The 23,189-nt window shown below is 71.4% G+C and carries 24 protein-coding genes and 1 pseudogene; 9 read left to right on the plus strand and 16 right to left on the minus strand.

What is annotated here, in order from left to right:
- Positions 1-130: 130 nt before the first annotated feature.
- Positions 131-1,102 carry an ArsR/SmtB family transcription factor gene (locus ACFXDE_RS19160; protein ID WP_380495720.1) on the plus strand — a complete coding sequence of 324 codons (972 nt, stop codon included), beginning with the start codon at positions 131-133 and terminating at the stop codon, positions 1,100-1,102.
- A gap of 7 nt (positions 1,103-1,109) precedes the next feature.
- Here the strand turns inward: ACFXDE_RS19160 and ACFXDE_RS19165 are convergent, their stop codons facing one another.
- The 4 genes from ACFXDE_RS19165 to ACFXDE_RS19180 form a co-directional block, all read right to left on the minus strand.
- On the minus strand, positions 1,110-2,783 hold the full coding sequence (locus tag ACFXDE_RS19165; protein ID WP_380495722.1) for a phospholipase: 1,674 nt from the start codon (positions 2,781-2,783) through the stop codon (positions 1,110-1,112).
- Positions 2,784-2,969: 186 nt separating this feature from the next.
- Positions 2,970-4,220: an alpha/beta hydrolase family protein gene (locus tag ACFXDE_RS19170; protein ID WP_380495724.1), complete on the minus strand. Its 1,251-nt coding sequence runs from the start codon at positions 4,218-4,220 to the stop codon at positions 2,970-2,972.
- 169 nt (positions 4,221-4,389) lie between these two features.
- Positions 4,390-7,980, minus strand: coding sequence for a DUF4132 domain-containing protein (locus ACFXDE_RS19175; RefSeq protein ID WP_380495726.1), 3,591 nt, complete (start codon positions 7,978-7,980; stop codon positions 4,390-4,392).
- Between the two features lie 101 nt (positions 7,981-8,081).
- Positions 8,082-8,582, minus strand: a complete 501-nt coding sequence (locus ACFXDE_RS19180) for an Lrp/AsnC family transcriptional regulator (protein ID WP_380441435.1) — start codon at positions 8,580-8,582, stop codon at positions 8,082-8,084.
- A 150-nt stretch (positions 8,583-8,732) separates the two neighbouring features.
- Here ACFXDE_RS19180 and ACFXDE_RS19185 point away from each other — a divergent pair, with 150 nt between their 5' ends.
- Both ACFXDE_RS19185 and ACFXDE_RS19190 read left to right on the plus strand, forming a co-directional pair.
- The gene (locus ACFXDE_RS19185; RefSeq protein ID WP_380495728.1) at positions 8,733-10,406 is read left to right on the plus strand and encodes a histidine decarboxylase; all 1,674 of its coding nucleotides are present in this window, start codon (positions 8,733-8,735) and stop codon (positions 10,404-10,406) included.
- A 176-nt stretch (positions 10,407-10,582) separates the two neighbouring features.
- Complete coding sequence (locus ACFXDE_RS19190; RefSeq protein ID WP_380495730.1) at positions 10,583-11,524, plus strand: hypothetical protein; 942 nt, start codon at positions 10,583-10,585, stop codon at positions 11,522-11,524.
- 69 nt (positions 11,525-11,593) lie between these two features.
- Here the strand turns inward: ACFXDE_RS19190 and ACFXDE_RS19195 are convergent.
- Together ACFXDE_RS19195 and ACFXDE_RS19200 are read right to left on the minus strand one after the other, a co-directional pair.
- A pseudogene (locus ACFXDE_RS19195) lies at positions 11,594-11,791 on the minus strand (serine/threonine protein kinase); the annotation flags it as partial.
- A gap of 158 nt (positions 11,792-11,949) precedes the next feature.
- A complete protein-coding gene (locus ACFXDE_RS19200; protein WP_380495732.1) occupies positions 11,950-12,942 on the minus strand; it encodes a GlxA family transcriptional regulator in 993 nt (330 codons plus the stop codon).
- A gap of 184 nt (positions 12,943-13,126) precedes the next feature.
- On the opposite strand from ACFXDE_RS19200, the gene ACFXDE_RS19205 reads away from it, so the two are divergent.
- A complete protein-coding gene (locus tag ACFXDE_RS19205; RefSeq protein WP_380495734.1) occupies positions 13,127-13,717 on the plus strand; it encodes an isochorismatase family protein in 591 nt (196 codons plus the stop codon).
- Positions 13,718-13,761: 44 nt separating this feature from the next.
- Here the strand turns inward: ACFXDE_RS19205 and ACFXDE_RS19210 are convergent, their stop codons facing one another.
- The gene (locus ACFXDE_RS19210; RefSeq protein WP_380495737.1) at positions 13,762-15,255 is read right to left on the minus strand and encodes a carboxylesterase/lipase family protein; all 1,494 of its coding nucleotides are present in this window, start codon (positions 15,253-15,255) and stop codon (positions 13,762-13,764) included.
- 186 nt (positions 15,256-15,441) lie between these two features.
- On the opposite strand from ACFXDE_RS19210, the gene ACFXDE_RS19215 reads away from it, so the two are divergent.
- The gene (locus tag ACFXDE_RS19215; RefSeq protein ID WP_380495740.1) at positions 15,442-16,494 is read left to right on the plus strand and encodes an SMI1/KNR4 family protein; all 1,053 of its coding nucleotides are present in this window, start codon (positions 15,442-15,444) and stop codon (positions 16,492-16,494) included.
- Positions 16,495-16,514: 20 nt separating this feature from the next.
- On the opposite strand, the gene ACFXDE_RS19220 is transcribed toward ACFXDE_RS19215, so the two are convergent.
- The 7 genes from ACFXDE_RS19220 to ACFXDE_RS19250 form a co-directional block, all read right to left on the minus strand.
- Positions 16,515-16,721, minus strand: coding sequence for a DUF397 domain-containing protein (locus ACFXDE_RS19220; RefSeq protein ID WP_380495742.1), 207 nt, complete (start codon positions 16,719-16,721; stop codon positions 16,515-16,517).
- Between the two features lie 44 nt (positions 16,722-16,765).
- The gene (locus ACFXDE_RS19225; protein WP_380495744.1) at positions 16,766-16,981 is read right to left on the minus strand and encodes a DUF397 domain-containing protein; all 216 of its coding nucleotides are present in this window, start codon (positions 16,979-16,981) and stop codon (positions 16,766-16,768) included.
- A gap of 44 nt (positions 16,982-17,025) precedes the next feature.
- Positions 17,026-17,235, minus strand: a complete 210-nt coding sequence (locus ACFXDE_RS19230; RefSeq protein ID WP_380495746.1) for a DUF397 domain-containing protein — start codon at positions 17,233-17,235, stop codon at positions 17,026-17,028.
- Entirely contained in the window at positions 17,222-17,398 is a 177-nt protein-coding gene (locus ACFXDE_RS19235) for a hypothetical protein (RefSeq protein ID WP_380495748.1), read from the minus strand. Before ACFXDE_RS19235 ends, ACFXDE_RS19230 begins: the two co-directional genes overlap by 14 nt.
- Positions 17,399-17,476: 78 nt before the next feature.
- On the minus strand, positions 17,477-17,683 hold the full coding sequence (locus ACFXDE_RS19240; RefSeq protein WP_380495750.1) for a DUF397 domain-containing protein: 207 nt from the start codon (positions 17,681-17,683) through the stop codon (positions 17,477-17,479).
- 77 nt (positions 17,684-17,760) lie between these two features.
- Positions 17,761-17,970 (minus strand): DUF397 domain-containing protein, encoded by a 210-nt coding sequence (locus ACFXDE_RS19245; RefSeq protein WP_380495752.1) that lies wholly within the window; start codon positions 17,968-17,970, stop codon positions 17,761-17,763.
- Entirely contained in the window at positions 17,915-18,781 is an 867-nt protein-coding gene (locus ACFXDE_RS19250) for a helix-turn-helix transcriptional regulator (RefSeq protein ID WP_380495754.1), read from the minus strand. Before ACFXDE_RS19250 ends, ACFXDE_RS19245 begins: the two co-directional genes overlap by 56 nt.
- A 124-nt stretch (positions 18,782-18,905) precedes the next feature.
- Here ACFXDE_RS19250 and ACFXDE_RS19255 point away from each other — a divergent pair, with 124 nt between their 5' ends.
- Entirely contained in the window at positions 18,906-19,169 is a 264-nt protein-coding gene (locus ACFXDE_RS19255; protein ID WP_380495756.1) for a hypothetical protein, read from the plus strand.
- A gap of 119 nt (positions 19,170-19,288) precedes the next feature.
- Positions 19,289-19,792: an NUDIX domain-containing protein gene (locus ACFXDE_RS19260; RefSeq protein WP_380495758.1), complete on the plus strand. Its 504-nt coding sequence runs from the start codon at positions 19,289-19,291 to the stop codon at positions 19,790-19,792.
- Positions 19,793-20,037: 245 nt separating this feature from the next.
- Here the strand turns inward: ACFXDE_RS19260 and ACFXDE_RS19265 are convergent, their stop codons facing one another.
- A complete protein-coding gene (locus ACFXDE_RS19265) occupies positions 20,038-20,277 on the minus strand; it encodes a hypothetical protein (protein WP_380495760.1) in 240 nt (79 codons plus the stop codon).
- A gap of 595 nt (positions 20,278-20,872) precedes the next feature.
- Here ACFXDE_RS19265 and ACFXDE_RS19270 point away from each other — a divergent pair.
- Both ACFXDE_RS19270 and ACFXDE_RS19275 read left to right on the plus strand, forming a co-directional pair.
- Positions 20,873-21,238 carry a hypothetical protein gene (locus tag ACFXDE_RS19270; protein ID WP_380495762.1) on the plus strand — a complete coding sequence of 122 codons (366 nt, stop codon included), beginning with the start codon at positions 20,873-20,875 and terminating at the stop codon, positions 21,236-21,238.
- Positions 21,239-21,276: 38 nt separating this feature from the next.
- On the plus strand, positions 21,277-22,056 hold the full coding sequence (locus ACFXDE_RS19275; protein ID WP_380495764.1) for a hypothetical protein: 780 nt from the start codon (positions 21,277-21,279) through the stop codon (positions 22,054-22,056).
- A 125-nt stretch (positions 22,057-22,181) separates the two neighbouring features.
- On the opposite strand, the gene ACFXDE_RS19280 is transcribed toward ACFXDE_RS19275, so the two are convergent.
- Positions 22,182-22,592: a hypothetical protein gene (locus ACFXDE_RS19280; protein WP_380495766.1), complete on the minus strand. Its 411-nt coding sequence runs from the start codon at positions 22,590-22,592 to the stop codon at positions 22,182-22,184.
- Between the last annotated feature and the right edge of the window lie 597 nt (positions 22,593-23,189).

The following is a 23,189-nucleotide window of genomic DNA, read 5'->3' on the forward strand; positions in this document are numbered from 1 at the left end:
GAGAGAGGGGTGCGCGCCCCCTCCCCTGCGGGGGGCGCGGTGGCTATCGTCGAACGGCGGACGCGTCGCCCGCGATGCTTTCGGCCGAGGCCGAAACCGACCAGGCCGCGACGAAGGCGGAGGGGGCACGGTGCTGCGGATCCACTTCACCGCCGAGGACCTGCTCGGCGTCCGCTTCGCCGACGGACCGGCGCCGCTCCTGGAACTCGGCCTCGCCGTCGCGATGCTCCAACGCCACGACGGCGGACCGGGGTTCGCCCGGTGGCGCCGCTCGCTGAGCACGCCCAGGGCCCGGGCCGCCGTCGCCCCGCTGCGGCAGCTGGTGCCGCCCAGCGGCGCCGGTCCGCTCTTCCTCGACCCGCCGAGCGACGACCTCGACCAGGGCCTGGAGACCGTCCGCAGCTCGGCCGGCACGCTCGTGCACCGCGAGCTGACCCGCGTCACGACCAAGGGCGGGCTGCCCGCCACCACCCTGCTGCGCCACCTCGCCGACCAGGACCGGGACGCCTGGCAGTACCTGGAACGCGCCATGCGCGCCGCCTACCCGGACCTCGTCGGCGCCGTCTGGCCCCGCCTGCGCACCGGCTTCGACACCGACCTCGCCTGGCGCGCCCGCGTCCAGCGCGAACACGGCCTGCGCGGGATGCTCGCCGGCCTCCACCCGGGCAGCCGGTGGCGCGGCAGCGTCCTGGAGATCCCCGTCGAGCGCGAGGTGGACGTCCGGCCGGGCGGCACCGGGCTCGTGCTGATGCCCTCCGCGCAGTGGACCGGCGGCCCGCTGGCCGGCCCGTACCCACTGGGCACGCTGCTCGTCTACCCGGCCGTCACCCCGCTGCCGCTGCTCCCGGAGAGCGGGCCGGACGGCGGCCCGCAGGACGACCCGATCGCCGCCCTGCTGGGCCGCACCCGCGCGGCCGTCCTGCGCCTGGCCGACCGCGAGCCCACCACCAGCCAGCTCGCCGCGGAGCTCGGCATCAGCCTCGCCTCCGCCTCCGAGCACGCCCGCGCGCTGCGCCGGGCCGGGCTGGTGACGACCGTCCGCAGCGGCCGGGCCGTGCGCCACAGCCGGACGGGGCTGGGGCACCGGCTGCTGTCACCTTGACCCGGTGTCAGGCGTTGCAGATCCCGCGCGCGTAGTCGACCGTCGCCGCGGCCTGCGAGTACTGCCACTGCGGCGACAGGAGCTGCGCGTCCAGCTGCCCGGCGGCCGCGCGGTCCTCGACGACGTACCCGAAGTCCTGGAGCCAGGCCGGGTAGAGGTTCTTGGAGCCGATGTAGAACGCCGAGCCGTCGACCGAGACCAGCTTGTGGTGCAGGGCGTACGGGTGGCCGTCGGCCCAGGTCGCGGCCGGGGCGGCGCGGAAGCTCGCGAGCTGCAGGTTGCGGCACATGGCGGTGCGGGCCTGTCCCTGGTCGCCGAGGCGGGCGGCCAGGCGGGCCTTGAGGACGTCGCTGATCTCGCTCAGCGACTTGATCTGCGAGTAGCCGCCGCTGCCGACCGCGCCGCGGTTGGCCGGGTCGCTGACGACGATGCGCACCTTGACGCCGTCGGCCAGCTTGGCGGCCAGCAGGTCGTAGAGGCGGGCGTCGTAGTGGGGCATCGGCGGGCAGGTGCCGTTGAGGTCCTGCTGGGAGATCTCGATGTGGCTGCCGGCGGCGCCGACGAGCGCCCGCAGGGCGTTCTCCTCCGGGTTGACGGTCTCGTAGTCGCGGTCCCCGTTGGTGTTGTCGTGCAGGCCGACCGGGCCGCACTTCACGTCGGCGGGGTTCGGGAGGTCCTCGGGCCGGTACGCCGAGGCCGGGTCGGAGGCGCGGATGCCGACGCCGAGGCCGCCGACGGCGATCACCGGGACGCCGCCGGTCGCGGGCGCGTCCTCGGCGGCCGGGTTGAGCCGCTGCTCCAGGTCGGGGGTGCACGGGGTGCCGCCGGTGGAGGCGAACCACGCGGCGGAGAACGTGCCGGTGTTGCGGCAGGTCCAGTCCCACAGGGTGTCCAGGTAGGCGCCGGCGGAGGCGGCGGCCGGCCCGTTCAGCGCGAGGTCGACGTCCGAGACCGGATGGCCGGTGTCGAGGTAGTCCTTCTTCCAGTTGTTGATGCCACCGGTGATGACGGTCCGTCCGTCGACGACCAGCAGCTTGGAGTGGTTCCAGGAGAAGGCCGTCTTCGACGTGGTCATCGAGGCGACTTCGAGCGTGACGGCCGACGCGGCGTCACCGAGCCTGGCCACCAGGTCGTCCCGGTACTTCGACGGGAGGGCGCCGATGTTCAGCAGTGGTGCGGCGCCGGCCAGGACCCGCACGTGCGGCCGGTTCCCGGCGGCGACGGAGGCTTTGAGGCCGGCCGCGATGGCGTCCTGGAAGGCGCCGTCCGGGAAGGGCGCGAGGGTGGATATGTCGACGGTGCGGGTGGCGCGGGAGATGTTCTCGCGCATCTTGTCGAGCAGGCGGCGGGTGCCGGGCCGGTCGGTGCAGGACGGGTCGCCCCAGCAGCCGGGGGTCTGGAGCAGCCAGGCGCCCGGGTCGTCGGCCGGGGCGTCGAGCCGGTTGCCGGCGGTGCGCTGCCAGACGGATCCGTCCAGGCCGGGCGAGACCTGACGCAGGGTCGCCTCGACGGCGTCGAGGTACGGGGTGGCGCCGGGCTGTGCGGGCGCGGGGGCTGGGACTGGGACTGGGGCGGATTCGGCGACGGCGGGGGTCGCGGTCAGGACGCCGAGGGCGGCGGTGAGCGCGAGCGCCGAGGCGGCGGTCCGGCGGAGGGAAGGGGTGGGACGGTGGCGGTGCATGTACGAGTCCTTCACGAGGGTCCGGTGATATTCACCCGGTTGGCCCCGTAAAATTACCTTAATTTAACCCTATCGAGTGTCAGGACCCCATCAAGGCGCGGCTTTCGGCCATGCACCGGACGGCGATGCGCAGGACGGCCACACGCAGGACGGCGGCGCCCGTCCGGGGCGCCGCCGTCCACCGCCTCACGGCAGGTACGTCACCGCCGGGAAGTCGCGCGACGGCCCGTCGAGCAGGTGCCCGCCGCGGTGGCGCAGGTGCTCGTCGAAGAACGCGAGCGGGTACGCCTGCTGGATCCGTACGGCCTCGTCCGGATCGAGGGTGCCGATCACGTCCTGGAGCTGCTGCGGGCTCCAGCCGAGCAGCTGCGCCACCTGCGGGTACAGCGCCTGGCTGTCGCCGTAGGAGGAGTGGAGGGCGCCCTGGGCCTGGATGTTGAGCCGCCAGCCGCGCAGGTGCTCCCAGAACTGCTCGGCGGTGGGATCGGTGGCCCGGGTGAACTCGGCGGTCATCATCATGAACGGCCGGTCCAGATCGCCGCTCAACGCCGGGCGCATCTGCATCGGGCCGTCGAGGCTCAGCCCGGCCCGGATGCGCCGGTCCGCGAGGGTGGCGCACGCGGTGGCCGTGCCGCCCTTCGACCAGCCGAACGCGCCCATGCGCTGCGGGTCGAGGGAGCCGAGCAGCCCCTTCGGCAGCTCCTGCCCGTCGACGTCCGGATTGCACCCGGCGGCGAGCTGCTCGGCGCAGTCGAGGAGGAAGCGCAGGTCGGCGGCGAAGTCGCCCGGAGCCGTGGGCGTGTTCGGGCCGCCCATGGGGACGGCGATCCGGCCGTCGGGGAATTCCGTGAACGAGTCGTAGGCGTGGGCGACCGTGATGACCGCGTACCCGTGGCTCGCGAGTTCCTGGACCATGATCGTGTGGTCGCCCTGGTGGCTGTGCGCGCCGTGCGCGTACACGACGACGGGCAGCCGCCGGCCCGATCGCCGCACCGGGGCGCCCGTGTGGCCCGAAGTGAGCGGCGCCAGCGCGGGATCGAGGGCGACCCCGACGTCGGAGAGGAACGCCTTGAGCGCGCCGGCCGGCATCCAGGGCGCCACCGGGTACCGCTCGACGTCCCGCGCCGGGTACCAGACGGTGGCCATCAGCTCGCGGAACTTCCCCGGCCCGGCGATGGCGTCCGGACGCGACCGGTCGACGAGGTGCAGCCGCACCTGGCCCACCGGGTGCGGCCCGGTGGGCTCGGGCAGCGTCAGCCGCCCCGGGGCTCCGGCCGTCGGGGTCGTCGGGGCCGTCGGGGCCGGCGCCGCCCACGCGGGGCCGGCGACGGCGGCGAGCGGCACGGCGGCCCCGGCGGCCAGCGCGGCGCCCAGCATGCGGCGGCGCGACAGGCCCGTGCGGCCGGTGGGCGGTGCGGCGGTCGGAGTGGTGGTCACGAGCCCTCCCCAAGGTCACGGATCGTCAGTCATGCCGCGACGGAAGGTCCGTGGGCACGGGAGGAACGCTGTCACGTGCCCTCCCGGTAGGGCATCGGCCCACGGATTGATCACCCGTGCGGGATTAGGCCCACGGGTTTACACCCGTGGGCCTATGCCCGCACGGAGGCTACGGCGCCGTCACCGCCTCCAGGTCGGCGAGGAGCTCGGAGGCCACGACGGGGTCGAGCTCGCCGAAGGTCGCCGGGTACTCGGTCCTGCTCCAGTGGTCGCGCGGCGTGCGGTCCAGCCAGACCGTCTCGAAGGTCTGGTCGGGGAACTCGTCGACGACCCCGACCCAGATCCCCTCGTTGAGCGCGATGACGAGGTGGAGGCCCTCGCCGAGCTTCTTGGAGAACCAGCGCTCGATGCCCGCGTCCTGCGGTTGGCCGCGCTCCCAGCCGCGTTTGGTGAGTCCGAGCAGGCGGCCCGTCGGCACCGTTTGACCCTCGAACCGGTGCAGGTGGCTGACGGCGGCCTCCTCCGGAGTCACCGCCCGCACCGGGCGCGCGAGTTGCGGGAACGGCTGGGCGATCCCGTGAGCGGCGGAGCGCTCCACCCACGCCGCCACGGCCGCCTCGCCGAGGAGCAGCGGGTGCGGGAGGCGGACCGTCGCGTCCTCGGGGAGGACGAATACGGAGTCCTCGACGTCCGTGAAGCTGCGCTCCCCGGTGACGCGGAAGGCGGTGGTCGTGCCGTCCGCGCTCTCCGCGAGCCAGACGAGCCGCCGCACGAGGTGCTGTACCAGCGGGTGCTGGACGAAGAGCTCCCGGAACTCGCCGGCCGTCCAGGTGCGCCCTGCCACCATGGCCGCCTCCAGTCGGCGTATCTGGTCCGAGGCGATCGCCCGGACCTCCTTCTTCAGTGCGACGAAGCGCTTGCGCTCGGCCGGGGCCAGCTCCTGGTCGTCCCGGACGCCCGGGGCGGGCAGGTCCTTGAGCCGTTTGCCGTCGCCGTCCAGCACGTACGGGCGCAGTTCCTCGTCGAACCCGAGGGTGAAGCGGCGCGGGCCGTAGTCGACGACCGTCGTGCCGTCCGGGTCGAGCCCGAGGTCCGGCACGAGGCGGTCGGAGAGCTGCTCTCCGGTGAGGCCCAAGCTCTCGGCGACCTCGGCGATCTTCTCCTGGGCGCGTTGCTTGAGCGCCTTGAACCTCACCCGCTGGGCGATGGTGTGCAGGTGCAGGAGGGCGACGTCGCTGCCGATGGCCGCCAGGACGGACAGGCCCTCGACGGCGCGGTGGTGCGCGTCCTGCCCGGGCCAGGCGCACAGGAGCGGGGTGAGCCGGCGGACGGTCTCGTCGTCCCCGAGGAAGCCGAGCGCGTGCAGCGTCCACGTTTCCGGGGCGGGCATCCCGGCCAGGTGCCACTCCTGGAACAGCGCCCACGCGAAGGCGGTCAGCGAGTCCGCACGGCAGGCCTCGACGACGGTGGCGAGCGCGGGGTGGGGCGCGCCGGGTCCGGACAGCGCGAGGATCGTCAGCACATGCCCGACGGCCTCCTCCGGCAGGGCCCGACCGTCGGCCAGCAGTACCTGCGGGAGCAGCGCGGGCCGCGCCCACGCGGGCAGGACCGGCAGCTTGGCCGGCACGCCCGTCGCGGCAGGGTCCGTGTCGAGCGCGTCGGCTGCGATCCCCGCAGCCTCCGTGCCGTACCGGTCGGCCACGGCCGCGAGGAGGACCTCCGGGCTCTCGGCGGTCGCGACCGCGCGCAGCGCCTCCTCGGCGGCCTTGCGGGCTCGCCCGGCCGGGCCCACCGCGTCGGGGACGAGCAGCAGCGCGGCGGCCACGCCGTGCCGCTCGAACCACGAACGGGCCTCCGACCGCATGGACTTGAGCCGGACCAGGCAGTCGGCCATGATCCGCGCCGTGTCGGGCGAGAGGAACGGCGCGAGCAGCGGTGCGTAGCTCGCCGGCCTGGTGCGCGCGAGCGACACGGCCGTCGGCAGCGCGGCCGGACCGTACCGGGCGACGAGGGGAAGCAGCGGCTCGTGCCCGTCGTAGTGGGCGTCGGGCCGCCAGGTGCGGACCCAGGAGGCGAGCTCCTCCGCGGGCCCCATCATCAGCAGCCGGACCGCGTACCAGTGGCTGCCGCCACTTCCCACCAGGACCCGCGCCGCCTCGGCCGCCCAGTCCGTCGACTCCGGGTACTCCCACCGGCTGTAGTCCGCCGCCCCGGCGGCCCAGCTCTCCCGCTCCCCCGGGAGCCAGGCCTCCACCGTCACGTCGTCCGGCTCCAGGCCCTTGAGCACGCGCGCCTTGCGGGGCGGCGTCGGCTTGCGCGTCCACGGCGGCGAGACCAGCACCGACGGCAGCGCCTCGGCGGGCGCGTCGGGTACACGGCCCCGGACGCCGTCCAGCGAGCCGACCAACTCGGCGGAAGCGTCGTCGAGTTGTGCCAGAATCGCGGGCAGGTCGGCCAGGTGCAGGAGCGCGTGGGTGGTGAGGAGCCGCCGTGCCGCCGGCGCTGCGCCGCCCGCCTTGAGCACGGCCTCGGCGAGCAGCCGCGTGGCGCGGACCGGGTAGCGCTGCATGGCGTCCTGGAGCGCGGGCCGGACGTGCTTGTCGTCGATGCGGGCGAGCAGGAGACGGAAGGCGTCGTCGGTCGGGAACCGTGCCACGGCCGCCGCCATGGCCCGCACCGCGTCGCCGCCGTAGACGATGCCGAGCGCCTCGCCGAGGAGCGGCACGCACGCCGTACCGACGGCGTCGGCGAGCGTGGCGACGAGCGCGACCGACCAACTGGGCCACATGTGCTTGGAGTAGGGGCCGAGGCGCTCGACCTGCCCGGGGTCGTCGAGCGAGCGGAGCAGCATCGGCCGCAGCTGCCGCGCGTCGTCGCCGTAGTCGGGCTCGTCCGCGACGCACTCGTCGGCCCAGCCGGGGGTGCCGGGAGCGAGATAGGTGGCGACGGCACGGCGAAGCGGCGTGGTGCGGAGCGTCGCGAGGGTGGCGACGACGCCGTCGTACGTCGCCTCGTCCGCGACGGAGAGCAGTGCCCGCACCCGGTCCGCCGGCCCCACCGTCAGGTGCAACGGGAAGGCGTCCTTCGGCCCCAGGGACCGCAGGCGCGGCTGCGTCCGGTAGTGGTGGCCGTGGCCCCACGTCGCCTCGACACCGAAGGCTTCCACGACTGCGCGTGCGGCGAACACGAGCCCGTGCCGGACCACCCACGCGTCGGTGAACAGCACCGCGTCCACCCGGGTCTGCATCGAACCAGGGCGCAGACTCGCGACCGCGACGGCGCCGAGCGCGTCGGCCTTCCCGGCGAGGAAGGCGCGGGCGGCGCGGACCAGCTCCGGGTCGGAGTGCGGGGACGCCAGGGCCTGCTCGATCCACTCCCGGTCGGTCGCGAGGTGCTGCTCCGCCGTGGCCAGGGACTCCGGCGACGGCGTGGTCACGGCGCGGGCCGTCCTCCCGCGGCGCGGCTCGACCAGTTCCTTCCACGCGGCGGGCATGACGAAGGCGTCCTCGTCGGGCAGCGAGGCGGGCAGGGCAGCATCGGCCGGGACCGGCCGGGTGCCCACCTCCGCGTACCCCTTGCGCTCCTTCTCCGCGACCAGCTTCCCGAACTGCGCCAGCGCCGCCTCGGCCGAGCCCAGCTCCTTGACCTGCGCGCGCCCCTCCGCGCCGATCCGGCCGTAGCGCACGCGCACCGAGGCGCCCTCGACCGCCGCCTCCCAGAACTTCGCGGATCCGTCCGCCACGAACTCCCAGCGCCGCACAGCCCCTCCTACGCCTTCCGCAACCCCCACCGGCCCGTCCGGTGATCACCGAGGGGAACGCTAGCGGTACCCACTGACAATAGGGCCGGCTCCGGCCCAGGTCAGGGCGGGGGAGCGAGGTACCGGCGGCCGGGTATCTGCTCGAAGATCAGGTTGGTGCGGGTCTGGGCCACCGCTGGGTGCGTGGTCAGGTGGTCGACGACGAAGTCGCGCAGCGACTCCGGGCCGGCCACGCCGACGTGCAGGAGGTAGTCGTCGGAACCGGCCATGTGGAACACGGCCAGGACGCCGGGCAGGTCGGGCGCGGTGTTGCGGAAGCTCTCGTTCTGCTCGCGGGTGTGGGCGCGCAGGCGCACCGAGATCATCGCCTGGAGCGGCAGCCCGATGGCCGCCGGGTCGACCTCGGCGCGGAAGGCGCGGATGATGCCGCGCTCCTGCAGCGCCCGGACCCGGGCCAGGCAGGTGGAGGGGGCGATGCCCACGGCCTCGGCCAGGGCGTTGTTCGGGATGCGGGCGTTGTCGGCCAGGGCCCGGATGATCGCCCGGTCCACGTCGTCCACCGGGGTTCGGGCGGTCCGGGCGGCCTGCGGATTGTTCGGCATGCCCGCCAGGATCGCAGCCGTTCCCGAAGAATCGCAAACATGATCTAGTTCCGACCGAATTTCCTGCGGAGGAGCTTCTCAAAGGCGCCGGGAAGTTCCATCCTTGGGCCCGCAGCCCCCTACGTTCTCGACCTCCCGGAGCGCCCCCGCATGAGCCCGACCGCCACGTTCAGCGCCGGCACCACTGGAATCGCCGGCACCGCCGTCGACCCCGGCCCGGAGCTGGACGTCGCCGAGTTCGTGCTCCCCGCGGGCGGTCTGGACGAGACGCAGCGCCAGCACGCGCTGGACACGGTCGACGAGTACCTGTCGCGCAAGCGCAAGCACCTGGTCGGCTACCAGGCCACCCAGGACATGCAGGGCACCGCGCTGGACCTGGCCCGGTTCATGCCGAACAACATCAACAACCTCGGCGACCCGTTCCAGAGCGGCGGCTACAAGCCCAACACCAAGGTCGTCGAGCGCGCCGTGCTCGACTACTACGCGCGGCTGTGGAACGCGAAGCGTCCGCACGACCCCGCCGACCCCGAGTCGTACTGGGGCTACATGCTGTCCATGGGCTCGACCGAGGGCAACATGTACGCGCTCTGGAACGCCCGCGACTACCTCAGCGGCAAGGCGCTGATCCAGCCGCCGACGGCCCCGTTCGACGCGCTGCGCTACGTCAGCGCCGCGCCCGACCGCCGCAACCCCAACGCCCACCGCCCGGTGGCGTTCTACTCCGAGGACACCCACTACTCCTTCGCCAAGGCGGTGTGCGTCCTCGGCGTCGAGACGTTCCACGCCGTCGGCCTGGAGAAGTACGCGGACGAGTGCCCGCTGGTCGACCCGGTCACCGGGCGCCGCGCGTGGCCCACCGAGGTGCCCTCCCGGCCCGGCCCGTCCGGCCTCCCGTGGGACGGCACCGGCGAGATCGACGTCGACGCGCTCGCCGTCCTGGTCGAGTTCTTCGCCGCGAAGGGCCACCCGGTCTTCGTCAACCTGAACCTCGGCAGCACCTTCAAGGGCGCGCACGACGACGTCCGCGCGGTGTGCGAGCGCCTGCTGCCGATCTTCGAGCGCCACGGCCTGGTGCGGCGCGAGGTGGTCTACGGCACCGACCCGGCCACCGGCGAGCCCCTGGTCGACGTGCGCCGCGGCTTCTGGATCCACGTGGACGGCGCCCTCGGCGCCGGCTACGCGCCCTTCATGCGGCTCGCCGCGACCGACCAGCAGTACGGCTGGACGCCCGAGGTCGAGCTGCCCGAGTTCGACTTCGGCCTCACCCTGCCGACCGCGGAGCACGGCGACGTCGACATGGTCTCCTCGATCGCCATGAGCGGCCACAAGTGGCCCGGCGCGCCCTGGCCCTGCGGCATCTACATGACGAAGGTCAAGTACCAGATCTGCCCGCCGTCCCAGCCCGACTACATAGGCGCGCCGGACACCACCTTCGCCGGCTCCCGCAACGGCTTCTCGCCGCTGATCCTCTGGGACCACCTCTCCCGCCACTCCTACCAGGACCAGGTGGACCGCATCCGCCGCGCCCAGGAGCTCGCCGGCTACCTGGAGCGCCGCCTGCGCGCCCTGGACGCGGCCCTGGGCGTCGACCTCTGGACGGCCCGCACCCCCGGCGCCGTCACCGTGCGCTTCCGTCAGCCCAGCGCCGACCTGGTGGCGAAGTGGTCGCTGTCCTCGCAGGACGTCGTGATGGTCCCCGGTGACGAGTCCACCCGCCGCAGCTACGTGCACGTCTTCGTGATGCCCTCGGTCGACCGGGCCAAGCTGGACGCCCTCCTCGCCGAGCTCGCCCACGACCCGGAGTACCGGGCACAGGCCTCCTGACGCCCGGACCGGGGCCCGCACCCCGGTCCGGACCCTGCCTGCGGGTGCTCCCCGGCGATCCGGTACGGTCACGGCCTCACGTCTGTTCAGTTCCGGTGACGGTCCGTGAAGACCGCCACCGGGGGAGCGGTGAGGCCCCACCCGCACCGTGCACCACACCACTAGGGAGCTTCCTCGTGCACCAACCCCTGCGCCGGAGCCTTCCGGCCCTTGCCGCCCTCGGCATAGCCATCGGCGCCCCGCTGATGACCGCCGGCACCGCGCACGCCCAGGGCGAGTACGCCTGTGGCGACGTCAACGTGAAGTACTCGGTGGACGGCGGCAAGTCCTGGACCGAAGACGGCCGGATGGACCAGCCGCACGGCGTCATCCAGGTCCGCCTGGTCGGCGACATCACCGAGGGCTGCGACTACGAGGTCTCGCTGGCCTCGTACGACACCGAGGGCCCGACCTGGGAGACCTCGGGCAAGCAGACCTTCCTCGGCTGGGCGACCACCACGCTCAACAAGGGCCACAGCCAGGCGACCCTGGACGTCAGCAAGCACCTGCCGAAGTGCTTCGGCCAGATCGACCTGTACAACAACGACCAGAAGTTCGACGGCGTCGCCAACCCGCTGCCGAAGTACCCCAACGGGGTCTTCCCGAACGACCTGATCACGGCCTGGAACGGCGGCAAGGCCTGCACGCCGACCCCGACCCCGACCGGCACCCCGACCGCCACGGGCACGCCGACTCGGACCCCGACCGGCACGCCGACCACCTCGGCCTCGCCCACGGGCACCCCCACCCAGCACCCGACCGGGACGCCCACGGCGACGACGACGCCGTCGACCAGCGCCTCGCCCTCGGCCTCCACCAGCACCAAGCCGTCGGCGCCGGCCACCACCGGCACCCCGTCGGCCTCCCCGGCCGCGCCGGCCCCGTCCGGTCCGGCCGACACCACCGGCCCGGTCGGCAAGCCGAGCGCCAAGCCGGTCTCGACCAAGCCCGCGCCGGTCCTGGCCAGCACGGGTGGCAACAGCGGCCAGATGATCGCCTACGGCGCCGGCGGCGCCGCGCTGCTCGCCGTCGGCGGCGGCGCGCTGGTGATCGCCCGTCGCCGCGGCTCCCGCAGCTGACGCACCGTCACATCCCGTAACACCCGGACGCCCGCGGCCACATGGACCGCGGGCGTTCGGGCGTTACGCGGCCGCCGCCACCTCGCGCCGGAACCGTCCCAGGAACTCGCCGTCCGCGGCGAGTTCGGCCCGGATCCGCTTCACCGCCACGGTCCGCCCGCCCGGGCTGCGCCCGAGGTAGACCTGGCCCATCCCGCCCGCGCCCAGCCGCCCGAGGAGCCGGTAGGGCCCGATCGCCGACGGATTTCCTGCGGTCAACGCCTGCATGCGCCTCTGTCTCCCCCGTACACGGCCCTCGGCCCCGCGGCGCCATGGCCTCGCAGCCCGAATGCAGGGCACGATCATGGCGGTGGGACATCACCGGCACAAGTCCGCTCGGTGATCCCGACCGCCGGGTGGGTCCAGGGTCGACAGGGTCGACCGGTTCACCCCCGGACGGTCCGGAAACGGCGGCGGTACTCCGTCGGTGTCGTGTCCAGCTGGCGCCGGAACGCCCGCACCAGCGTGTCCGTGGTGCCGAACCCGCAGGTGGACGCGATGCGTTCGAGCGTCTCGTCGGTGGTCTCCAGCCGGTTGCGGGCCCGCTCGACGCGGGCCGACTCGACGTAGGCGCTTGGGGTCGTGCCGAGCTCGGTCTTGAAGATCCGGGTCAACTGCCGCTCCCCGACGTGCGCGTGGGCGGCGAGGTCGGCCACGGTGAGCGGCGCGGTGAGGTTCGCGGTGATGTGGTGGCGCAGGTCCTCGGTCCGCCGGGTCGTCGAGACCGGTTCGAGCGGGACGCTGAACTGGCTCTGCCCGCTCGGGCGCTTGAGGTACATCACGAGCTGCCGCGCGACGCGCAGCGCCAGCTCCTCGCCGAAGTCGTCGGCGACGAGCGCGAGCGACAGGTCCAGGCAGGCGCTGATGCCGGCGCCGGTCCAGACCTCGCCCTCGCGGATGAAGATCGGGTCCGCGTCGACCTCGATCTCCGGGTACTCGGCGGCGAGTTGGCCGGCGGTGGACCAGTGCGTGGTGGCCCGCCGGCCGTCCAACAGCCCGGCCGCGGCCAGGATGTGCGCGCCCACGCAGACGGAGGCGACCCGCCGGGCGTGCGCGGCGAGCTCCTTCACCCGGGCGACGACGGCGGGATCGGTGACGGCGCTGACCCGGCGCTCACCGTCGACCTCGACCGCGCCGGGCACGAGGAGGGTGTCGATCGCGCGCCCGGCCGCCTCGTCGAAGGTGACGTCGGGCAGGACGCGCACCCCGGCGGCGGTGGTGACCGGGGCGGCCGTCTCGGCGGCGAGGACGACGCGGTAGCCGGTGGCGTCGTCCGTCTCGCGCCGCACGAGCGAGAACACCTCGGGCGGCCCGGTGACGTCGAGCAGGTCGACGCCCTCGAACAGGACGATGACGATGAGTCGTTCGGCGGGGGCCATGGCGTCTCCCAGCTTCGGTGGTGTCGCAGTCGGTGATGTTGCAGGCGGTGGTGTCGCAGTCGGCGATGTCGGTTTCTGCATGTTAGACGGCATTGCCGACGTGCGGTGAGCGCGCCTAGCGTTGTTCTCGCAGGTCACCGCAGTGACCGACATTCCCTTTGAATCGACCCGAGGCGGTACACCCATGTCCACGACCACCCTTCGCGCGCTCAACGGCCTCGACGAGACGCCCGCCTCGCTCGCCGCCGCGACGCTGATCATGGTCGACTACCAGAACACCTACACCCGTGGCGTGATGGAGCTCGACGGCTGGCAGGCCGCCCTGGACGCCGCCGCCGCGCTCCTCGCCCGGGCCCGGGAGGCCGGGGCCACGGTGATCCACATCGTCAACGACGGCGGCGAGGGCACCCCGTACGACGTCCGGGCCGAGATCGGGCTGATCCACCCGGCGGTGGCCCCGGCCGAGGGCGAGGCCGTCGTGGTCAAGCAGGTCCCGGACGCGTTCGTCGGCACCGACCTCGGCGAGCGGCTGGACGCGGCCGGGCACGAGGACGTCGTCGTGGCCGGCTTCATGACCCACATGTGCGTGGCCTTCACGACGGCCGGCGCCTTCCTGCGCGGCAACCGGCCGACCGTCGTCGCCGACGCGTGCGCGACGCGGGCCCTGCCGTCGGGCGGGGTGGAATTTCCCGCCGGGCAGATCCACGACGGCGCGCTCGCGACGATCGCCGACCTGTACGGCGTGGTCGTGCCGTCGCACGCGTCGCTTGTCTGAACCGACCCGAGGGGTGCCGGCTCTCCGGCACCCCTCAGGCAACTTCACGTCCAGAGGTCGCAGTTGTGCTCGTCGTCCAGGTCGACGGTCCGAGGTCCGTCGTCCGTGGTGAAGTCGTGCGCCTCGCTGTCGTCGAACCGCTGCCACGGGTGTCCGGTGGTGGCGAAGCGCGTCCAGTCGCGGATCATGCGGTAGGCGAGCTGCTGCTGGTCGGCGTCGAGCGTGGTCGGCAGGCCGGCGACGTCGAACAGGTACGGCAACTCCGAGGCGTGGTAGGCGCCGTAGGGGAAGCCGGGCGGGAGGCCGGCCGACACGGGGGCTGTGCGGTCGGCGAACTCGTAGGCGTACACGGGGGTGTGGCGCGCGAGTAGGCGGTCGCCCGCCAGCGTGGGGCAGGACCATATCCGGTCGGTGGCGACGGCGGCCCAGGCGACGGCGGGGGAGGGGTAGTCGCTCGCCGGGTAGCGTTCGGCGACGGCGTCGGCCTGGTCGCCGAAGCTCTGCGTGAGGAGGTCGTGGTAGCCCTGTTCGGTGATCGGGTCCCCGAGGTTGAGGACGGCCGCGAACCCGCGGTGCTCGTCGCGCGTGCCGCCCTGGAGGACCGGGACGCGCTGGAACCGGCCCTCCCGCAGCGCTTGGGCGGGTTCGGTGGGGAGCAGCGGGGTGTCGTACGCGGGCTTGGTGAATTGCCCGAGGTGGTCGACCAGTTGGGCGGCGGGCTTGTGGCGTAGGCAGTCGACGTCGGTGCAGCCGAGGGCGGTGCCGAGCGCACTGCCCGCTGACTCGACGGCGGCCCGGCTCGTCCAGGGCGAGCCGGCGGGCATGGTCGGCCAGAAGAGCGCCTTCGGGTAGTCGATGAGGCAGGACCCGCTCTGGATGATCGCCTTGTCGAACAGGCCGGCGGCGGAGGGCGAGGTGAGCTGGGAGCACACGCTCATCCCGCCCGCCGACTGCCCGGCCAGCGTGACGTTCATGGGATCGCCGCCGAACGCCGCCGCGTTGCGGCGCACCCAGCGCAGGGCGGCCTGTTGGTCGGCGAGCCCGAAGTCGCCGGAGCCGGCGAGTCCGGGGTAGCCGAAGTAGCCGTAGATGCCGAGCCGATAGTTGACCGTCACGACGACGACGTCGCCGTCGACGGCCATGCGGTGGGGGTCGTAGTCGCTGCCGGCGCCACCGGTGAAGCTGCCGCCGTGGAGCCAGACGACGACCGGGCGGTGCTTGGCGCCTTGCGGGGCAGTGACGTTGAGGTAGAGGCAGTCCTCGTCGCCGGTCGTGCCCTGGGGGCAGCGGTTGCCGGGTGCGGTGGCGTCACGCGCGCCGGACCAGGGCGTTATGGGCTGCGGGTCGCGCCAGCGGAGATCGCCGGTGGGCGGGGCGGCGTACGGGATGCCCTGGAAGGTGCGGTACCCGTCGTGGGCGGTGCCCTGGACGGTTCCCGCGTCAGTGACGGCAACAGGCGTTGAGGCCACGGCCGGTGTAGCGGGCAGGGCGAGTGCGGTGAGGAACGCGCCTATGAGGAGCGCGGAGATTCTTGGCATGTTCGGAGGACCTTCCGGGTCGGAGGCATGGGTTGGATGCATGGCTCGGAAGAGAAGCTCGGCACCTTGGCCGAGGACTTCGATGATACAGGTGTATCACGCGATGGTGATAGGGGATTGGGCGACCGCGGTCCGCGCCCGGGGCCGAACGTACAATCGCCGGACGAGTTGGCGCGGGAGGGTGCAGTGGGAAACTTCGAGGGCTTCGACGTCGCCGGGTTCTGGGACGACTCGGCGTACGCGCTGAAGGACTACGTGGAGGAGACGCCGCCCTCGCGAGAACTGATCGAGGCGTTGGAGGACGAGCTCGGCGGATACCGTCTACCCGACTCCTACGTCGCGCTGATGACCGCGCACAACGGTGGCATTCCGGCCCGGACCTGCTTCCCCATGGCCGAGCCGACGTCCTGGGCCGACGACTACATCGAGATCACCGGCATCCGGGGCATCGGGCATGCCCGGCCGCAGTCGCTGGGCGGCGAGTTCGGCAGCCTGTTCTGGATCGACATGTGGGAGTACCCCGACATCGGTGTCTACTTCGCCGACACGCCCTCGGCAGGCCACGACATGCTCGCCCTCGACTACCGCGCGTGCGGTCCGGACGGCGAGCCGACCGTGGTGCACGTCGACCAGGAGAACGACTTCGCGATCACCCTGGTCGCGGAGAACTTCGAGGCGTTCGTCACGGGCCTGGTCGACGAGTCCGTCTACGACACCTCGGAGCAGGACCGGCTCGCCGAGCTCGCCATGGTGCGCGACGGCAGCTTCTCCCCGGTCCTGCTGCGTGCTTTCGGCGAGGTTGCGGACGTGCTGCCCGACGCGGACCGGCGAATGCGGGCGCTCGCGGCGGCCGTCGTGCACGACAAGGGGTTCTTCGCCCTGCACGCCGATGCGCGCTCCATGCTGATGTACGACTACCTGTTCTGGCTGTTCACCAGCTTCAACCGGGTCGACTCCTTCGAGGGGTACCTCAAGACGCCTCCGCAGGCCGAGGGGTCCGGCACACTGCCGACGTACGAGCTCATGATCACCGGCTGCGGCCCGGCACACGAGCCGTACGGCTTCCGCACCGGCGGATACGGCCCCGCCCGCCTCGAAGAGTGGTGGAACTCCCGCATCGCCTCGGGCCACCTCACCGAGACTGTGGACGGTTACCGGTTCACCGACGCCGCCGTCGCCGCACTGCTCGACGAACTCGCCGCAGTGGCCGGGGACGCAATAGGCCGCCCGCTCGGGTAGAGCGGGCGGCCGGGGGAGGTTCAGACCTCGCCGAATTCACCAGCCTGGACGGCGGAGACGAACGACCGCCAGGCCTCGATGCGGAAGACGAGCGCGGGGCCATCGGGGTCCTTGGAGTCACGGACCCTGCCCGGGTGCGCGTCGTCGACTTCGACGCAGCCGCCGCCGCCGTTGCTGTAGGTGCTCTTCCGCCATGAGGCGCCGGTCGGGTGCACCTGAGGGGTCATAATGTTCCTCTCGCGCCGTGAACTTGCGGATCTCCTACGAGGTTTCAGATCTCGCCGAACTCGCCAGCTCGGACGGCGGAGACGAACGACCGCCAGGCCTCGGCGGGGAAGATCAGGGTCGGCCCCTGAGGGTCCTTGGAGTCGCGGACGGGCAGGAGGCCGGGGAAGTCGGAGGCGACCTCGACGCAGGTGCCCCCGTTGTCGCTATAAGTCGACTTGTACCAGCTAGCACGAGACAGCTCGTGAGGATAGGGAGTCATGGTTGCTTAGTTCCTCTCGTGCCTTGCGGATCTCCTCCGAGGCTTCAGATCTCACCGAACTCGCCGGCCCGGACGGCGGCGAGGAACGATCGCCAGGCCTCGGCGGGGAAGATTAGGGTCGGCCCCTGAACGTCCTTGGAGTCTCGGACGGGCAGTAGACCGGGAATGTTGGGTGCGACCTCTATGCAGTCACCGCCCTGGCCGCTGAAGGTGCTCTTGCGCCACTGGGCGCTGGAAAGGTCAATGTGCTGCATGGCTTTCAAAACTCCTCCGCACCAGCCTGATCAGCTTGAGCGAGCCGGCCCGGGCAAGGTCCGACTTGAAGGGATCGTAGCCCTTGCTCCACATCGTGCGCTGCGGCATGCGCGTGGCCGGTGCGGTGGGCAGGGCCGGGGTTGTCAGCAGTGCGGAGACCACCAGCGCCCCCTCTCGCGCAGTAGGCCGCCCGCTCGGGTAGAGCGGGCGGCCTGAGTCGTGCAGAGTTCGTCCAGCGCTTCAAATCTCGCCGAACTCGCCGGTCCGGATGGCGGAGACGAACGACCGCCAGGCCTCGGTGCGGAAGATCAGGGCCGGCCCCTGGGGGTCCTTGGAGTCGCGGACGGGCAGTAGACCGGGGAAGTCGGAGGTGACCTCAACACAGTCACCGCCGTTGTTGGAGTACGAGGACTTGATCCAGGAAGCGCCGGTCAGGCCAACCTTCATGTTGAACAGCCCCTTCGTGCCGTGCTGATGGTCACAAGCGATGCCGTCGTGGGCAGCGCTTCCACCGCCTCGGAGGTTCAGATCTCGCCGAACTCGCCAGCTCGGACGGCGGAGACGAACGATCGCCAGGCCGAGGTCGGGAACACGAGGGTCGGCCCCTGAGGGTCCTTGGAGTCCCGCACCCTGCCAGGGTGCGAGTCATCCACCTCGATGCAGCCGCCCTGTCCGTTGCTATAGGTGCTCTTCCGCCATGCTGCGCCGGTCAGGTCGTCTTGCATCCCGTTCATAGTCCTTCCGAGCCTCCCTGATCATGGCCAGGCTGTCTGGCTGATTGAGGGCGTTCACCTGCAGCCGATCGTACTGTCCTGCCCATCTGGATACGACCCCGGAGTCCTGTTCCAGGAAACCTCGTTGCAGCGTCTCGGTGTACCCCACCATCGTGCGGTTCGGCAGGGTGAGCAGCGTCACTGAATGCGAGAACGGGCGCTCCTCGCCGAGTGCGTAAGGAGCGACCTGCACAACGATGTTGGGCTGTGTTGCCAGGTGCTCCAAGTGCCTCAGTTGGCGCGCCATGGCGGCCGGCCCGCCGATCGGACGTCGAATGGCCGCCTCGTCGAGGGCCACGTGGACGGTCGAGCGGTCCAGGAGTCGTTGACGTACGGACAGGAGCTGTAGTCGCTCGTCTGCCTGTTCCTGCGTTGCTTCTCCGCGTCGAACCGGAGCTGACTCGTAGGCGGCGCTGTAGTCCGGGTGTTGCAGTATGCCCGGCACCATGTCCACCTCGAAGAGCCTGATAGCCAAGGCCTCTCGCTCCTTGGCCGCGTACTCCGGAAAACCCGGGATCAACGATCCGTTCTTCCAGCTCCACCACAGGAGCTCAAGTGAACCGTCGGTCCCAAGCTCGGCCTCACAGAGAGTTACGAACTTTAAAGATGGGGCCTGTTTGGCGCCCTCGACATTCGAGATGTAGACGTTGGAGTACCCGACTCGCCTGCCGAGCTCGATCTGTGTCAGCCCCTTTGCCTCACGCGACCTGGTGATCTGAACCGCAAGTGCGGCGAGGGGAGATGACGTTGGATCAATTTGTCTACGGGCCAAGATCGTTCACCTTTAAAGTCGAGTCAACTAGAGATCTGAAACCCTTCCGATGGTAGGGGTAATCACGCCATCATGGCTACACCAGGTGATGAGCCGATGGCGCTGTGCGACTGCGGAGACCCCCATGTTCGAAGACCAGAGATCCGTGCTGTCCGAAGTCCCCCTCCTCCACGAGGTGGTGATCGATCGCGGTCACCTCGATGACGGCCGGCCCCGCGAGGGCGTCTTCATGGAGCAGTGCGCGGGCGTCATGTACCTCCGGCCCATCGGCGGCGGCATCGAATGGACCACGCGGGCCGATCAGGTCAGCGTCCTCAATCCCCGGCAGATCGCGCCCGGTTCGGGCGCCCTCTCCCGCCGCCGGCTCCTCAACGACGAGCCGGCGTGAATCCGGGCGATCTCCTCCTCGCCGGACTCCACGTGAGTTCCCTCGCCGCCGGTGGATTTGCCGCTGTGGAACACCTTCGGGGAACTGCACCCAACCAAGTCAACCCTCCAGGAGCAGAGTTGAACGACCACCTCATGCGCAAGCCGCCCGCCCGCCGCCTGGGCCAGCAGGCGCTCGTCCTCCGCGAGGACCCCGACCTGGGAGGCGAACTCTGCGTCCTCCTCGTCGACCCGGTCTACCGCGACGGCTACACCCTCCCCGGCGGCAGCGCCGAGGCCGACGAGCTGCCCCACCTCGCCGCCCGCCGCCACCTGGAGTCCGAGACCGGCCTCGTCCTGCCGCTGCGGACGATCCTGACCGTCGACTACGTCTCCCGGCACAACTACCCCGAGGGCATCAACTTCGTCTACGCGGGCGGCATCGTGACTCCACGCCAGGCCAAGGCCGTGACTCTGCACCGCCCGCCGGCGAACATCCGCGCCCTGCACTGGGTGCCCTGCTACCTGCTCGACACCGTGATGCCGCCCGACCAGGCCCGCCGCGTCCACGACGCCTGGGACGCCTGGGAACACGGCGCCGGCCGGCCCCTCCTCCTCCGAGGCATCCCCGTCCCGATCCGTTGACGCAGGAAGTCGACCACGCCGACTTCCTGTGGATAGAGGGATGGGCACAACATCGGCGCCGCCTCGGCCCTGCCCAAGCGGCGCCGGAGACGCAGGGCTCGTCTCCCTGCACTCCCCCCGAACTGCGTGCGCGGAAGGTCGGACCCGCCGACTTCTCATGAAGGGCGCGGCTGTCGTCCTGAACTTCGCGAGTCACGCTCTCGAGCAACCGAGCCCCAGCCGGGAGCACAGCCGTGACGACCCCGCTACACGAGATAGGCGTACAGATACGCGCAGGCGGCCGCCTCGGTGTCGAAGCTCGCCTCGGTCCAGTGTCGGCCGCGTTCCCAGGCCTCGATCGTCCACCGGCCGTCGGTCTGCTCGACGAGGACCGGGATGCTCTCCTGGATGTACTTGGACCTCGGCAGGTCACTCACTGTGATCCCGTACGAGCTGTCACTCACCCCGGCGTCGCGCAGTGCGGCCAGGAGTTGATGGCGGTTCACCTGCGAGAGATTCGGGCTGTGACCAGGGTGGCGAGCTCGTCAAGAAGTGCGGGACGTTCGGACTTCGTCGCCACGGCAGGCGGGGAGTTCAGGTGCTCGGCCGGTTCCATCCAGGCCCGGTCGTCGCCGGGGTGCACGCTGTCGCGGTCCGTGATCACTCGGACGTCCACGTCCCTTACCGCCAGAGAGGTCGTCGGCGCGAAGGCCGAGGTCGGTTCGTCGGTGGCGAGCCTACCCCGGTTTTCGTCAGAGTGACGAGAATTTGCTCTGATGGCCCCGCGGCCTTGCCTAGTGGCACTCGGCCTCGTAGGCGCCGCCAGTGCACCTGACAGGGCTGCCACCGGCGTCACAGGAGGCGGCCGAAAGGAAGAAGCCGACCATCAGAGCCAGGCCGACGAGAATGATGACCCCGCAACTGGGCGGCGGGTCCTGTTCCTTGTGATACATGGTTCCCCCTCCCTCCCTGCTGCCCGGGGAGGGTTCGGCCAAACCCCGCCGTGAAGCTCCCGAGTCTTGCCGAACACCGTTTCTCCCCAAGGTAACTCGGTTACGCTGGCGGCGATCCAGCCCAAGATCGAACGATGGGGGTACACCCATGCCGTACGAGACCGGCACGAGGGTCAGGCTGACCGGGGATACGCAGGTCACCGCAGGTGACGCGGCTACCGGGATCGGAGCCCCCGGCCCGCTGTTCCTCGCCGAGGGCCTGGCGGGTACCGTCATGAGCTCGACCACGGCGGCCGGCGGCGTCGGCCAGGACCACCTCGCGAGCTTCGATCGGCACATGCGCGGCGCCCGGCTCGACGGCTTCGTGGCGAGCCTGGTCGATGACCTCCGCCAGAAGGTCGCCCGGGTGGGAGCGTTCGACGGCGGATCCGGCGCTCGGACCACCTACCGGGTGCGCTTCGACAACGGATTCGTCCTCGACGGTCTTGAAGAGGGCCGGCTCGCCCAAGCCTGAGCACCTGCCACCCCACCTCAAGACCACCGAGGAGATCCATGGCCGACACCGTCACCTCACTGACCGCCCGCGTGCACGATCTGACGGTGGCGGTCATGACCCACGGCCTCGCCCCACGGGGCGTCGACGTCACGGCGGGCCTCCACGACGTCGTCGCGCGCGCCACGGCGCTCGGCCCCGACGGCAGGTGGCTCGTCGCGTCGGGGCACTCGGGTCTCGGTGGTCTGGCCATCGCGCAGGGGCAGGTGGACCGGGGCCTCTTCCACTTCGATGCCGCCGTGGCGAACGGGTTCAACGACTGCGTGGCGTTCCACATGCCGCTCGTGCGCCCGCTGCACCACGATCCCCGGTTCAGGGCCCTGTACGAGCGGATGCGCGTCACCCCGGCCGACCTCGACGAGTTCCTCTGGCTGCACCGGGAGATACAGATCGCGGCGGGGGAGGCCCGGCAAGCGACCGTCGACAACATCGGCCGCCTCGACACCGGGGTGTCGCTGCTCCCGCAGGCCCCCATGCCGACCCGCGAGCCGAACACCCCCGGCGTGCTGATCACCCGCCTCGACCTCGCCGCCACGCAGACCGCACTCCGGCAGGCCGCCGTGAAGGCGGACTTCCAGCGCAGCGCCGGCAACGTCAGCCTCGGCCTCATCGACGGCTCGTGGGACTACACCCGTGCCAGGAGCGACGCCTGGTACGCCGACGATCTGGACACCCGCCGCCAACAGGCCGCCGAGGCGCGGGCGTTCGTCGAACGCCCCGGCATCGGCACGATGCTCATCCCCTGCCCGCCGCTGGGTTCGATCGTCTACCCGTCCTGACGCAGGACAGGCTTGTGCGCAGGAAGTCGGCCGAACCGACTTCCTGCGCACGACCACAAAGGGATCAGTCCCCGTGCCCTGAGCGGGTGTTCAGGCAGAGGGCCCAGGCGTCCGTGTAGGTGCTGCTACTCCCGCACGAGATCTCGGATTCGCGCGAGCTTCTGTTCTGGGGTCAACACCTCGTTGTGCCCGCCGGCGAGTCCGTCCAAGGCTGCTCGGACGTCATGTCGGTCCGGATGGAGGACGGCGTCGATCACCTGTGCACGCGGACTGCCATCCCGGTCGTAGATCCACACCGTCTGCCACTGTCGGGGCTCGATGTTGAGCTGGGGATCAAGCATGTCGGGCGGGAAGTGCCCTAGCTTGGCCTTGGTGAGGGCCTCTGCCACCTCGACAAGGACCCACTTCCCCAGCTTCTTGTATCCAAGCTCCTCGCGAAGGTCTCCGAGGGTGACCTCGATCAGCCCGCCCTCCTTGCGGCACCGCTCCGCGATGCTGGCGCTGTCGCCTTCCGTTGAAACCATCTCCTCGAGCACCTTCCCCGGACGATGTCACCACCGGACTGCAGGTGATGTTCCCCTGATCAGAACATCATGTCAACGGGCTTATTGCATAAGATATTTGAGCTTTGGTGAACAAGAATGAGCTTGGACTTGGTCGCCGGCGCCGCCGACGGTCGTTCATGGGCCAGGGGTGCTCTCCCTGTCGGCCGCCCCACTCGGCGCGCACCGGCAGGGGCATTTTCTCGTCCCGCAGCGGCATCGCGATGGCGACCGCCGTGTCCTCCACCAGCGTCAGGCAGAACGCTCGGATCGAGTGCGCCCTGACGCCCAACCCGAGGTGGGCCGCGGATGAACCGGACGCTCGGCCACACCGCCCGCCGGCGAACACTCGTGCCTTGTAGTGGTTCCCTTGCCACCAGCTCAGCACCATGATGACGCCCGACGAGGCCTCCCGTGTCCACGACGCCTGGGACACCCGGGAGCGCGGCGCCGGCTGGCCCTCCTCCTGAGAGGCACCCCCGTCCCGGTCTGCTGACACGGGAAGTCGGCCACGTCGACTTCCCGCGCGCAGAAGGCCGGACACGACATCAGCGCCGCTGCGGCAGGACCGAAGCGGCGTCGGAGCTGCAG

The sequence above is a fragment of the Kitasatospora sp. NPDC059408 genome, from assembly GCF_042751525.1.
Lineage (GTDB): Bacteria > Actinomycetota > Actinomycetes > Streptomycetales > Streptomycetaceae > Kitasatospora.

What these genes read in the sequence shown, in the direction of transcription:
- ACFXDE_RS19165 (WP_380495722.1), bottom strand. Translation starts at nt 2,783, where the DNA reads ATGCACCGCCACCGTCCCACCCCTTCCCTCCGCCGGACCGCCGCCTCG.
- ACFXDE_RS19180 (WP_380441435.1), bottom strand. Translation starts at nt 8,582, where the DNA reads ATGCCGAACAATCCGCAGGCCGCCCGGACCGCCCGAACCCCGGTGGAC.
- ACFXDE_RS19185 (WP_380495728.1), top strand. Translation starts at nt 8,733, where the DNA reads ATGAGCCCGACCGCCACGTTCAGCGCCGGCACCACTGGAATCGCCGGC.
- ACFXDE_RS19200 (WP_380495732.1), bottom strand. Translation starts at nt 12,942, where the DNA reads ATGGCCCCCGCCGAACGACTCATCGTCATCGTCCTGTTCGAGGGCGTC.
- ACFXDE_RS19205 (WP_380495734.1), top strand. Translation starts at nt 13,127, where the DNA reads ATGTCCACGACCACCCTTCGCGCGCTCAACGGCCTCGACGAGACGCCC.
- ACFXDE_RS19210 (WP_380495737.1), bottom strand. Translation starts at nt 15,255, where the DNA reads ATGCCAAGAATCTCCGCGCTCCTCATAGGCGCGTTCCTCACCGCACTC.
- ACFXDE_RS19220 (WP_380495742.1), bottom strand. Translation starts at nt 16,721, where the DNA reads ATGACCCCTCAGGTGCACCCGACCGGCGCCTCATGGCGGAAGAGCACC.
- ACFXDE_RS19225 (WP_380495744.1), bottom strand. Translation starts at nt 16,981, where the DNA reads ATGACTCCCTATCCTCACGAGCTGTCTCGTGCTAGCTGGTACAAGTCG.
- ACFXDE_RS19230 (WP_380495746.1), bottom strand. Translation starts at nt 17,235, where the DNA reads ATGCAGCACATTGACCTTTCCAGCGCCCAGTGGCGCAAGAGCACCTTC.
- ACFXDE_RS19240 (WP_380495750.1), bottom strand. Translation starts at nt 17,683, where the DNA reads ATGAAGGTTGGCCTGACCGGCGCTTCCTGGATCAAGTCCTCGTACTCC.
- ACFXDE_RS19245 (WP_380495752.1), bottom strand. Translation starts at nt 17,970, where the DNA reads ATGAACGGGATGCAAGACGACCTGACCGGCGCAGCATGGCGGAAGAGC.
- ACFXDE_RS19255 (WP_380495756.1), top strand. Translation starts at nt 18,906, where the DNA reads ATGTTCGAAGACCAGAGATCCGTGCTGTCCGAAGTCCCCCTCCTCCAC.
- ACFXDE_RS19270 (WP_380495762.1), top strand. Translation starts at nt 20,873, where the DNA reads ATGCCGTACGAGACCGGCACGAGGGTCAGGCTGACCGGGGATACGCAG.
- ACFXDE_RS19275 (WP_380495764.1), top strand. Translation starts at nt 21,277, where the DNA reads ATGGCCGACACCGTCACCTCACTGACCGCCCGCGTGCACGATCTGACG.